Here is a 12,379-nt window from a genome sequence, read left to right on the forward strand (position 1 = left end):
AACGAGACATAAAAACAGCTCAAAAACTTCGTGAAAAATTGAAGAAATTGGGCGTGAGTTTTGATGAGATTTGTACGGACAATTGAGAGGCTTTTGTTTCTGTTTTTCAAGGAAGTAGGTATAAAATTGGTAAAAAAAAAACACCACCAATATTGAGGGAAACAATACTCTTTTAAGGCATCGAATACGTCGAGCGGTTCGGAAAACTTTCTGTTTTTCAAAAAAGTTAGAAAACCATATCAAAGCCTTTGAAATCATCTTTTTCTACATCAATTTTGGATGGATTTGAATATCATACTTTGGGAAGCACGACCCCTCAAAAAATACAGAAAATGTCTTGGTTTTTATTAAAATATTATACTTAATTCGATTTTCAGGATCGATATTAATTGTATAAGGTAAAATTTAAATCGTCTAATATCTCTGCTTATATCGATATTTCAGAAAATAGTTTACTCAATTTTTCTACGAGGATTTTGGTACACAATAGGAGGCTCTATTTATATTAACACACCCTGTCACGGGTTATTATTATAGATCTGACGGAAATCTAGGGTTAATATAAATACGACATCCGAAAAATGAATATCAAAACGGTAGTTTCTCATCAAGTCTATTTTAAAATGTTTAAAAAATTAGGATTTTTAACTTTCGAAGAGGTTCAATGAACTCATTCTATACTGCTTACCAATGAGATTGAGCTTATTATTGATTTACCTCCTAAGAAGATTAATCTATAATGATCTCTTCAAAGACAAAAAATCCATTTGGACTCTATTATATGTATTAAGTTAGAGAAACTTATTTTTATTTCGGGAAATCATTAGGTACCATAAAATTTTTACTCAATAAAATTTAGACAAGTTTTTATAAAGTAATTGAGGGGGATTTCCATGAGTTTGTAAAGTTGCTTAAATTTAAAAATTATTATAAAAAAACACGGATACAAATATGTTTAATAGGTATAACGAAACAGCTGAATTAAGTGACCCTGTCATTACTTGGGAGTAAAAGATATTTAAGGGGACGGCTTAACTTTATTGCTCAATGTTTTTTATATCTACACGATTTAGATTAGAGAATATATTGATAATATCAAAGTATAGTCCGTTTAGGATATCTTCATCGTGGTGAGGGGCGTATTTCTCAAATTTTATTTTGTAGTTTATTTTCTCAAAATCTTCTGCCGTATTGTTTCCGAACTCTTGATATAGATAATCTTTTACGGATTTGTATCGGGGTTTAGCCGATTGCTCTATATGGCTCAGCATTGCACTGTATTCCGAAAAGAAAGCATTTGTATCTTTTTGGTTTAGAGCCTCTCTCATTCTATTGTAATAGGGGTCTAAATTTATTTTTTCGACATCGCTATTTTTTGCTTTTAATGATGGAGATGTTTTATTTGTTTTTCTTCTCTTTTTGAAAAAGAAAAATAAGATGACGCCTAATGCGGAGAAAGATAGAATGACGATATACCAAAGGTTAATGAAAGGGGGATTGTCTTTTAGCTTAGGCGGGTTTTTGGTAATATCTTTATTGTTTTGATTGATAAAGCGGGTGATTTGCTCTGTAGTAGATTTTGAAAGCTGTTTAGTGGTATCTCCTATGGAAATAGGTGGTACGGAAAGAGAGTCGTATGCCCATTTTTTTATATTGAAGAAATAGAAAGGTTTTAGAGCTATCTTTAGCGTCTTGTTTTCATTAGGGATAATGACAAAATCTTTACTGATTTTACCTTTCAGACCGTTATTATCAACCGTGAAATTTTTGGTGGTTTTGGACGGGTATGCTTTGAAGTTTTCTTTATCGGCAATAATTTCCGGTAGTTTTATTTCACTTAAATTTCCCTCGCCGCTCAGGGTAAGCCTGATAGTAATGGGTTTGTTGTCTTTAATAGAAGTTACCTTTCCTAATTTTTCTAAGTGCAGTTGGAATGTTCCTGCAGCATTAGAAATTTTTTGTTGAAAATTTTCTTTTGGCAGAGGTTTTACATTTAGGGATATGTTGTCCGAAAATAGTTTTTTGTAGGATTGCCTTTCCTCTGCGGGTAGATCTACGGATATTTTTGGGATAGAGAGGAGGCCGGATTGGTTGGGATAGATTAAGTAAGTCCCTAAAACCGTAGAGGCAGTTTGGTTGTAATCCACTTGTTCAATATCCCCATTGCCGGAATTGACTTTGCAAAAATAAAATTGAGCGTTGTGCGGGAGATTGATTTTTTTTATTTTCCGAAAATTGTCTATATTCTTGGAGTAGGCTTTCAGTACAGCCAATACAGGCTGGTGTTCGTAGGTTAAATCTTTGGCAAGCTGCAGTTTTAGAGTAAGGTCGCTGTCGCCATAGTTTTGGTTTTTTGCCGTACTACTGCTTACAGAAATATAGAACGGCTCTGTCTTATACATTTTGCCGCTTATTTTTACCAGTACGCTTCCGATTTTTGTTTTCCCTGTTTGTTTAGGGCTTAGTAGGGCTTGATAAATAATTTGATTGATTTTCACATTTTTGGTAGGATCTACAATGATATTTCGTGTAGAGCCGTCGCCTATCATTTCAAATTTGGATAAATCCGGTAGTTTTATCGGAGATTCTTGCTCGTATTGGTTGCCTTCAATTTCCAAAATTACTGTAAGCGTCACTTCGCCATTCAGGCTCACCTCTTTAGAATCGGTATTGGCATAAAGGCTTATCTGTGCATTGCAAATGACAGTATAGAACAGAAATAATATAAAAGAGATTTTGGTATTCATTACCAATCCTTAGCATTGCTTTGTGGTGAGACAAAGGTACTTTTGTTTAATATTCTTTTTGCAGTTTCTTTTTCTTTTTCTTGGATGCTTTTCATTATTTGATTTTGTATATATTTAGGCATGTTTTCGCCGTCGTTTGGTTGGTTTTGGCTTTCGTTTTTTCCGTTTCCTTTACCTTGGTTTTGTTCATTTTGTCCGCCATTTTGCGGTGTAGGTTTATTCCCTTGGTTGTTAGGCTGTGCATTATTTTTATTGCCTTGTTGGGAATCTTGGTCGTTATTGTTACTGTTTTGTGGTCCGTTTTTCTTTTTGTTTTTTTTCTTTTGTTGATGTACGGCTATTCTGTAATTTTTCTGTATCGATTCGTTGTATGGTAAATTCATCAATGCTTTTTTGTAAAGTTTTGCCGCTTTTTCGGGATTGTTGAGCCGCATTTCGGTATTTCCCATATTATATAGTGCGGCAACTTTGTCATCATTGTTTTGGGCTAAGTCATAGGCTCTGCCGTATTCGGCTTTGGCTTGGTCGTACATTTTCCTTTTGTAGAGGGAGTTTCCTAAGTTGTAATGAGAGCCAAAATTGTTTTTCTTTTTTGCGGCTTCCATAAAGTAAGACGAGGCGTTATCATAATTTTTACTATTGAAATTTTGATTGCCTCTGTACATCAAAACATTATAGCTCTCCTGTCCTCGGGCAGTCATTAGCCCGAAGATGAAAAATAAAATGCAGAGAGAGTAAGCTTTGTACATATTTCGTTGCAAAATTAGTAGTTTAAATGTTAAAATCTCGTTTAGGATTCGTTAAATAAATAATAAAAAAAACAAGCAGAGCAACGGCTAAAAAATATTGATAATAATGAATGCCTGTCTCGGAGTCTACATAGTTGTCCGTACCGCTGTTTATCTGGTTGATTTGCTGGACAATCTTAGAGGCGGCTTCATCTGTATTTCCGTCTATGTATGCACCGTTGGTTTCAGAGGATATCTCTTTCAGGGCAGTCTCTTCTCTTCTAGAGTTTACGACATCTCCGTTGTTATCGGTTTTGTAGCCCATCAGCTGCCCATAGACATATATCGGGATGGGAGCTCCTTCTGGCGTGCCTACACCCACAGAGATTATTTTGATATTATTATCAAGGGCTGCTTTTATGGCTTGTTCCGTATGGCCTTCGTTGTCTTCTCCGTCACTTATTAGTACAATGTTTCTGACATTTTTTCCTATACTTTGAAATTTATCTGCCGCTGTATTCATCATTTTCAGAAAATCGGTTCCTTGGTGCGGCATTATGGAGGTTTCTATTCCGGCTATATAGGTTTCTATTGCAGAGAAATCGGTGGTGAGTGGCATAATGGACTCTGCGTTTCCTGCAAAAACTACTAATCCCACTCTGCTGTTGGGTAGTTTTTTCATAACATCCACCACTATTTTTTTAGCTTTTGTAAGTCTGTTGGGGGCAATGTCTTGAGCGTTCATAGAGTTGGAAACATCTAATGCGAAAATCACATTGCTCATTTTTTGTTGTACCTTTATATGCTTTCTTCCGCCTATCAGATCTATCATTGCAAATATTAGGAACAGTAGTCCCAGCAAATAGAGTGCAGGTAGTGCTTTGGTATAGGAGCTTGGCTTCTCAAACAAGACACTTCTGAATCTTTGTTCGGCGAATAGGTCTCTGCATTGTTTTTTCCATTTGAGGTAAGACCATAGTAATGCCCCTGTGAGTGGCAGCAGCAGTATGAGTAATATATACCAATAGTTTCCTAAATACCAATTCATTTCTTTGTCTTAAATTTAATTGAAACTTCTGAAAAATCTCCATCTTAGCAGGGCGTCTATAATTATTGCTACGAGAGCTATCCATAGAAATAGCCTGAAATACTCTTCGTAATTATATAGTTTTGAGTTTTTTATATCCGATTTTTCTAAATTATTGATTTCTTTATAGATATTAGCCAAATCTTCGTTTGAGGTAGCTCTAAAATATTTGCCCCCTGTTATTTGAGCAATGTCTTTTAGGGTAAATTCATCTATCTTAACGGGTTCTTGTGTGAAAATCAAGTCTCCGAAAATATCCTGCTGAGTGGGCATTAGTGCATATCCATTACTTCCTATCCCTATGGTGTAAACCTTTATGCCGTTGTTTTTTGCGATTTCTGCCGCCACTTGTGGTGGGAGGGCGTTTTGTATGGTATTTACGCCGTCTGTCATTAGAATAATGATTTTGCTTTTCGCTCTTGAGTTTTTGAGATGCTCTACGGCTACGGCAAGTCCTTCGCCAATGTTGGTTCCACCTTCTAAATCATCAGGATTAAAGGATTTTAATTCGTCTTCTACGACTTTGTGGTCGGAAGTCAGCGGGGCTTTCAGGAAGGCTTCTCCTGCGTATTCTACAAGTCCGATGCGGTCGCTGGGGCGGTGTTCTATGAAGTCTTCGCCTATTTTTTTGAGGGCAGTAAGTCTATCGGGATTGAGGTCCTTTGCGAGCATACTTAGAGAGACATCAATGGACATAATAATATCTATGCCTTTGGTTTCGTCGTTCTCCTCAGATATAGAAAAAGTTCTCGGTCTTGCCATGGCGATAATCAGTGCAGATAGGATAATGTACTTGGAGAGTTTTAGGATAAATAAAACAAGCCGGTAGTCCCCTGTGGTTTTCATTCTCTTCACAGAGGGTACCAATATGCCTTTTGCTTCTTTTTTGCTCTGGTCTCTCCAAAATAGGAGGATAAAGAGTAAAAATAGCAACAAAAACCAAGGGCTGTAAAATTCAAAATTAAACATCGTTTCTTAGTTTGTCAAATTCTATATCTCTGTACGAACGCTTTACAAATCCCGTAATGTCTTTGTAATCTTTTTCTGCATCGGATTTATCGGGGATTGTTTTCGCAAATTTCACTTGGTCTCCTCGTAGAAATACTTCTTCTACTATTTTTTCATTTTCGGAGGAGATTTTATCTTCTTTTTTCATTAAATCAATCAAATCATCGGTCAGTAGCACATCTGCCGGAATATGATACTGTGAGGTAAGAAATCCCCGTGTGATATCGATAAGCTCTACATAGAAACTGCGATAATCTTCTTTCTCTATATATTTTTTGGCTTTTAGTTTTTCCAAAGCTTTTATCGTTTGGTTGGCAGGGGATTTTTTCTCTGCAGATTTTTTTCTTCCGTACTTAATAAAACCATATGCCAAAATGATAAAGCAGATGATAATGATGGCGATGAGCACATAGAGCTTATACAGCTGCCAATAGTCTCGCAATCCCAAATCCACCTGCTTGTTGTTCATAATGTCGTTAATTTTCTCTCCGTCTTTCACAGAATTTCCTACTTCTATGGTGTAAGGAATGGTCTTCTGGGTTTGGCTGCCTATTTTGAAATCTAAGGCTGGTAAATTAAAGGTTCCTTCTTCGTAGATTGTAAAATCTATTACACGGGTGTATTGCTCTTTATCTCTTGATATTTTATCTTTTATAATGTGGAAGTGATAGGGTAGAAGTTTGGCTTTATCGGCGGAGATGGCTTCGTTGTCGTTCAGGCCGCTTACGGTTATTTTCAGCGTATTGGGTTCGCCTATATTTATTTTGGTTTTCAGTAATCCGGAAGAGAGTATCTGCCCAAAACTCAAAGTCCCGAGACACAGCAAGTATAGAGATAGAATAAGTTTTACAAAACTTTTTTTCATTTTGACGGTAGGTTTTACATTATGCATTCCGAAAATAGTGGTATAATGCCGCGGCGTAGTCCCCTGCGGTACTGATATTGATAAAACTTGCCGAGCTTTTGTCGAACAACTGCGTGATATGCTTTTGTTTTTCTTTTTGAGCTTCGGCATATTCATAGCGGAACCTTGCACTGGAAGTATTTACCCATACTTTTTCTCCTGTTTCGGTATCTTTGAAGAAGGCATAGCCCACATCCGGTATTTCGTTGTCTTTGTCATCATAAACCCTTACCCCCAAGAGCTGATGTTTTTTTGCTACAATTCTTAAATTCTTATCCTCAATCTCATCGTTAAAATCGGAAAACAAGAATAAAAAAGATTTTTTCTTAAAAACATTCATTACATAGTCAAGGGCTGAGTCTATATTGGTTTCCGTAGGAATGTATTTTTCGGATAGTATCTGGCTGAGAATGGAGAGCAGGTGCTTTCTTCCTTTTTGGGGCGGTACTACTTTGTATACTTTATCTGCAAATAAAATCAGCCCTACTTTATCATTATTTCCTATTGCCGAGAAGCCTATGCTGGCACACATCTCTGTGATAAATTCTTTTTTTAGGACTTTTTGCGTGCCATAGTCCATAGAGGCAGATATATCTACTAATAGGATAATGGTAAGCTCTCGTTCTTCTTCCATTACTTTCACGAAAGGGTCTCTGAAACGGGCTGTTTTGTTCCAATCAATTCTGCGGACATCATCTCCAAACTGATATTGACGAACTTCGGAGAAGGTCATACCCTGCCCCTTGAAAGCACTATGGTATTGCCCCATAAGAGAGGCTTCCGTCTTCTTCCGAGTGCGGATTTCTATTTGTTTTACTTTTTTTATAATATCCTTTACCTGCATTTTGGTGGAATTTAGGGGGCTTGTATGCGGGCTAAAATACGCTCTACGATGTGGTCTGCGTCTACATTTTCGGCTTCTGCCTCAAAGCTCAATCCTATTCTGTGTCTTAGGACATCTTTGGCTATGGATTTTACATCTTCCGGAATTACAAAAGCACGGTTCTTTAAGAAAGCATAGACTCTGGATGCGATGGCAAGGTTGATAGAAGCCCTTGGAGAAGCACCGTAGCTGATATAGTTTTTCAGTTCTGCCAGTCCGTAGTCTTGGGGAAAGCGGGTGGCAAAGACCATATCCAGAATGTATTTTTCTATCTTTTCGTCGAGGTAGATTTTACTGATGAGGTTTTTTGCTTCTACGATGTTTTCAAGAGTTACTACCGGTGATATTTTAGGTGTGTGAGCGGTGGATACCATACGCATCACTTGCCTTTCTTCCTCATATTTAGGGTAATCTATTTTACATTTCAGCATAAAACGGTCGGACTGTGCTTCGGGTAACAGATAAGTTCCCTCTTGGTCTATGGGGTTTTGTGTTGCCATTACCAAGAAAGGTTTTGGTAGTTTTAGGGTTTCATCGCCTATGGTTACCTGTCTTTCCTGCATTACTTCCAATAGTGCAGATTGTACTTTGGCAGGGGCGCGGTTTATCTCATCTGCCAATACGAAATTGGCGAATACAGGGCCTTTTTTGATAGAAAAATCATTTTCTTTGATATTGTAAATCATCGTTCCCACCACATCTGCAGGTAAGAGATCCGGCGTAAACTGTATTCTGGAAAATTTCCCGTCTACTGCCTCGGCGAGAGTTTTTATCGCGAGGGTCTTTGCCAGTCCCGGAACTCCTTCCAGTAATATGTGTCCGTTACCCAAAAGCCCTATCAATAGGCGGTCTAGCATATATGCCTGTCCTATGATAGCTTTGTTGATTTCCTCCTTCAATAGTTTGAAATAATAATTCTGAGCCTGTATCTGCTCATTTAGGATTTTAATTTCTTCTGCTTGATGCAATTCTGCCATAACTTTACTTTGTAAAATAATGTGTAAAATTCCGATAAATAAATAAGAATGCCGATATAATTTTTGTGAAAAAAAAGTTAAATTTTGTTAAGGTTGTTTTTGAGGAGTTGTTGCTCTCGTCGGTATTAGAGGCTTGGGGGGAAGAGTAATAAGTGGGGGCAGTCACATAGAAGATATCCCATATTACAAAAAAAGCCGGATAAAAATATCCGGCGCATATTAATAAAAAAAATATTAATTAATGTTCTGTAAGTTTTTCCATGAACAATGTAACCATAGCAGGAGAACGAAGACTAGAAAACCTAGAGTTTGATTGTTCTGGGCCAATATTAGTATTTACAACACAAGATACGCGGTAGAGCTCTCGGCTGTTGACTAAAGAGATATAAATGGATGCAAAATCCATATTATAAACATTAGGGTTTTGATCTGCATCAAACTGAATCCATTGTCCAACAGTAGCGGGGAATTTTCTAAATTGTCCTCCCCAAACACCTCCACCTTTTCCCTGTTTGGACATGTTTACAATTACATTATCATAAGATGTACTATTGTTGTCAAGATCTTCAGCACTTAATAGTTTAAATGATAATAATGATGCTCCTCCAGTCGGATCGGTACCATCAAATCTAACGGCTATTTTTCCTAATGTTACGACAGAGTTTTGTGGAGTGTTATTATTGATAGGAGTATTACTTGTCGCGTATTGTATGGTTCTTACTTTCGGAGGGGTGAATAGCGGTAGCTCATTGATAACTCCTACCACTCCGCGGTCGTCCACAACAACGGTTTTGGTGGCAGTAAAGGTTTGGTCTTTATTTACAGATTTTGTGCCGTCCGCTTTTGTGGATATTGCATTAGTCTGCCCGTTTGAAGGCAGGGTTTGAATTCTTGTAGTACCCTTTATATCTAATGATTCTGTTGGTGTATCTGTATTTACGCCAACGGACTGTGCTATTCCACTAAAGGAAATAAGTACTGCGACAGTACAGCTTAGTTTGATAAAAGTTTTCTTCATATCTATGAATTTAATTAAAAAATAAAAACTTTAATAGTTTAATATGATAGATATTATTGAAGTAGCTATTTGCTTTTACTTTAAGTTTTGAACCGGCAAAATTATTCAGATTTTATATTTTTTATTATTATAGTTGTATATTTGTATGCAAATAATGTATAAATAAATGTAATGTGTGAATAGTGTGGGTTTTAATATTAGAAAGATTAGAGAGAAGAGAGGTTTTTCTCAAGATTATGTAGCTCAAGAGCTAAATATAAGCCAAGCTTCTTATGCAAGATTAGAAAACGAAAATACAAAAATAACAGTAGACAGACTTTACAAAATTGCTGAGATATTGGAAGTAGATATATCTGATTTTTTTAATGGAAGTAAGCTGAAGATTAATACTCAAAATAATTATGAAGGATCTTATGGTAATGGATATATACAAAATTTGTATGTTGATAATAAAGAGATAGTAAAGAAGTTAATTGAATCTTATGAAACAATTATAAAAGAAAAAGATGAACAAATTAAATTATTGAAAGAAAAACTTCTATAAATATTACTTTTTCGTAGAGGATAGAATTTATTTAGAGTCAAATTGGGAAGTTGTTTTTTGCGGATATCGTTTTTTTCTATACATTTGGACCTTAAAATCATTGAAATGAATTATCATTTTATTGCGCATCGGCAAGTAAGACAAAACCTATGTGATGTGTTGGATTCGCTGTCTTTAGATGAACTGACTACTATCCCAGACGGCTTTAATAATAATATCTATTGGAATATTGCACATTGTATGGCTACGCAGCAGTTGCTAGCGTATTACCTTAGCGATAATTCTTTTAGGATAGACGTATATTGGATCAATCAATATAAAAAAGGAACATTACCTAAGTTGGATGTAGATGCTTCTGAAATAGAAACTTTAAGATTCTTGCTTAAAGAAACTTCCAAAGTTCTTGAAAAAGATTATTACGACGGTCTTTTTGAGGATTACAAACCTTATGTTACGAGTTTCGGCTTAGAGCTGAAATCTATCCAAGATGCAATTGTATTTAATAATATGCACGAAAGCCTACATTATGGCTATGTTTTAGCACAAAAGAGAGCATTGGCTGGTCAAAAAAAACTTTGGTGAAGAGCTATGAATAACAGAAAAAATACACCGTACCGCCATCCCGAAAAGGATAAAAAAGAAGATTTTATCTTTGGGCTTCGTCCTGTAATGGAAGCTGTAGAGGCAGGAAAAACAATTGATAAGATTTTTGTGCAAAACGGGCTTCAGGGCAATATCTATACAGAGCTGAAAGCATTGCTCTCCCGACACGGCATAAAACCAAACTATGTTCCAGTGGAAAAACTTAATCGGTTTACTCGAAAGAATCATCAGGGAGTAGTGGCTTTCATTTCAGAAGTGCCTTTTTATAAGATTGAGGATCTTCTGCCACAGCTTTTTGAGAAAGGAAAAACGCCATTTCTCTTAATGCTCGATCATCTTACAGATGTGCGGAATTTTGGTGCAATATGTCGTACGGCAGAGTGTACGGGAGTAGATGCTGTTATTGTTCCGGAGAAAGGCTCGGCATCTGTCAATTCCGATGCGATAAAGACTTCGGCAGGAGCGATTTACAATATAAAAATTTGTAAGGAGAAAAATTTGGTCCATACGGTGGATTTTCTTCAGCAGTCCGGTGTGATGGTTTATTCTGCTACTGAAAAAGCAGAGAAACTTATCTATGATGCAGATTTTCGTGTGCCTTGTGTTTTGGTGATGGGGAATGAAGAAAAGGGCGTGTCCAAAGAAGTCTTGCACCATTGTGATGAGAAAATCAAATTGCCGATTTCGGGAAAAACACAGTCGCTGAATGTGTCTGTAGCTTGTGGAGCAATTCTATACGAGGGGGTTAGGCAAAAACAAAATCAATCCTCGTAAAAAAGAGGTATCTTTGCCTTTGATATTAACAGATAAAATTTTAGTTGAATGATAAAAAGAATTTTCGCTGTCGGAGCTGTAGCTTTGGCTTTGGCGGCTTGTAGTAAAAAGAATGATAAAAAAGACAGCTCTGCAGCAGGTGCCAAAGGTGTATCGGGTGCTGTAGCGGCTTCGGAAGAAAATACTCAAGAGTTGCCAAAACTTGCGATTACAGATTCTGCCGGAGTTTATAAACTGTCTTACCACTTAGAAGAGGGAAAAACTTATCCCTTTACCACTGTTCAGAAAGATGTAACGACCATTAAAGACCCTACGGGAAAAAGTGTGAGTGGTACGCAGGAGATAAAAGATGAGATGAGTTTTAAGGTTAATGATTTCAAGGACGGCGTTTACAGCATCACGGTTAATCTTATCGGAAAGTCTGTGAAAAGTACTTCAAACGGACAGCAGGTAGTCATTGACACAAAAGGAAACGAGCCTAAGGAAGAGCAGTTCAAAGCAATGTGGATACTTAATAAGGCACTGTCCGGAAACCAACTTGAAATGAAACTGGGGGAAAACGGAGAAATACGGTCTATTACAGGGTTTGATGCGGTTTATAGCAAGGTAGATAAGGCGATGGCGGCAGTTATAAAGGATGCCAAGCAGAGGGCTCAGTTTTTGACAAATTTCAAACAAGGGTTTGGCGAGGCGATCTTGAAAGAGCAATACAGCAAAAGCTTGAATATACTACCGAAAAAAGGCGTGAAAATAGGAGAGCAGTGGAGCGAATCTGAAAATATCTCTCAAGACGGAAAAATTAAATTGACTACAACATACCAACTCGATAAAGTAGAGGGAGGCGAAGCGGTAATTTCCGTATCAGGAGGTATCCCTAAAAAATCTAATTCCGAAAAAAACGGAGAAATGACCCACTCTATGTCTGTAGAGGGTACGCAGAAAGGAAGTCTGCATATAGATGCACAAACAGGCTGGATGAAAACCTCTACCCAAACAATGAATACGACTCAGACAGAGAGTATATCTAACGGTAAAGAAACCCAAACAATGACAAAAGTGAACAACTCTACCGTTACCATAAATCCTTAAAACAAAAATAGGGCAGG

At 36.9% G+C, this 12,379-nt stretch carries 13 protein-coding genes; 5 read left to right on the forward strand and 8 right to left on the reverse strand.

Annotation, left to right across the window (positions count from 1 at the left end; translation table 11 throughout):
* The first annotated feature begins 184 nt into the window (after positions 1-184).
* Positions 185-289, forward strand: a complete 105-nt coding sequence (locus tag BLS89_RS10845; RefSeq protein ID WP_245688771.1) for a hypothetical protein — start codon at positions 185-187, stop codon at positions 287-289.
* 748 nt (positions 290-1,037) lie between these two features.
* On the opposite strand, the gene BLS89_RS00010 is transcribed toward BLS89_RS10845, so the two are convergent.
* From BLS89_RS00010 to BLS89_RS00045, 8 genes are all read right to left on the reverse strand, one after another.
* Positions 1,038-2,747 carry a BatD family protein gene (locus BLS89_RS00010; protein WP_092735465.1) on the reverse strand — a complete coding sequence of 570 codons (1,710 nt, stop codon included), beginning with the start codon at positions 2,745-2,747 and terminating at the stop codon, positions 1,038-1,040.
* Entirely contained in the window at positions 2,747-3,496 is a 750-nt protein-coding gene (locus BLS89_RS00015; RefSeq protein ID WP_092735466.1) for a tetratricopeptide repeat protein, read from the reverse strand. The genes BLS89_RS00010 and BLS89_RS00015 overlap by 1 nt, the downstream gene beginning before the upstream one ends.
* Positions 3,497-3,518: 22 nt before the next feature.
* Positions 3,519-4,523 (reverse strand): vWA domain-containing protein, encoded by a 1,005-nt coding sequence (locus BLS89_RS00020; protein ID WP_092735467.1) that lies wholly within the window; start codon positions 4,521-4,523, stop codon positions 3,519-3,521.
* A 15-nt stretch (positions 4,524-4,538) separates the two neighbouring features.
* Positions 4,539-5,531 carry a VWA domain-containing protein gene (locus BLS89_RS00025; protein WP_092735468.1) on the reverse strand — a complete coding sequence of 331 codons (993 nt, stop codon included), beginning with the start codon at positions 5,529-5,531 and terminating at the stop codon, positions 4,539-4,541.
* On the reverse strand, positions 5,524-6,435 hold the full coding sequence (locus BLS89_RS00030) for a BatD family protein (RefSeq protein WP_092735729.1): 912 nt from the start codon (positions 6,433-6,435) through the stop codon (positions 5,524-5,526). Before BLS89_RS00030 ends, BLS89_RS00025 begins: the two co-directional genes overlap by 8 nt.
* A 19-nt stretch (positions 6,436-6,454) precedes the next feature.
* Positions 6,455-7,318, reverse strand: a complete 864-nt coding sequence (locus tag BLS89_RS00035; protein WP_092735469.1) for a DUF58 domain-containing protein — start codon at positions 7,316-7,318, stop codon at positions 6,455-6,457.
* An 11-nt stretch (positions 7,319-7,329) separates the two neighbouring features.
* A complete protein-coding gene (locus BLS89_RS00040; protein WP_092735470.1) occupies positions 7,330-8,334 on the reverse strand; it encodes an AAA family ATPase in 1,005 nt (334 codons plus the stop codon).
* Positions 8,335-8,572: 238 nt separating this feature from the next.
* A complete protein-coding gene (locus BLS89_RS00045) occupies positions 8,573-9,352 on the reverse strand; it encodes a hypothetical protein (protein ID WP_092735471.1) in 780 nt (259 codons plus the stop codon).
* A gap of 175 nt (positions 9,353-9,527) precedes the next feature.
* On the opposite strand from BLS89_RS00045, the gene BLS89_RS00050 reads away from it, so the two are divergent.
* From BLS89_RS00050 to BLS89_RS00065, 4 genes are all read left to right on the forward strand, one after another.
* Positions 9,528-9,896, forward strand: coding sequence for a helix-turn-helix domain-containing protein (locus BLS89_RS00050; protein ID WP_092735472.1), 369 nt, complete (start codon positions 9,528-9,530; stop codon positions 9,894-9,896).
* A 105-nt stretch (positions 9,897-10,001) separates the two neighbouring features.
* Positions 10,002-10,478, forward strand: coding sequence for a DinB family protein (locus tag BLS89_RS00055; RefSeq protein WP_092735730.1), 477 nt, complete (start codon positions 10,002-10,004; stop codon positions 10,476-10,478).
* Between the two features lie 6 nt (positions 10,479-10,484).
* Positions 10,485-11,273 (forward strand): 23S rRNA (guanosine(2251)-2'-O)-methyltransferase RlmB, encoded by a 789-nt coding sequence (gene rlmB / locus BLS89_RS00060; protein ID WP_092735473.1) that lies wholly within the window; start codon positions 10,485-10,487, stop codon positions 11,271-11,273.
* A 48-nt stretch (positions 11,274-11,321) separates the two neighbouring features.
* Complete coding sequence (locus BLS89_RS00065; RefSeq protein WP_092735474.1) at positions 11,322-12,362, forward strand: DUF6263 family protein; 1,041 nt, start codon at positions 11,322-11,324, stop codon at positions 12,360-12,362.
* Positions 12,363-12,379: the final 17 nt, after the last annotated feature.

It is taken from the genome of Riemerella columbipharyngis (assembly GCF_900101995.1).
Lineage (GTDB): Bacteria > Bacteroidota > Bacteroidia > Flavobacteriales > Weeksellaceae > Riemerella > Riemerella columbipharyngis.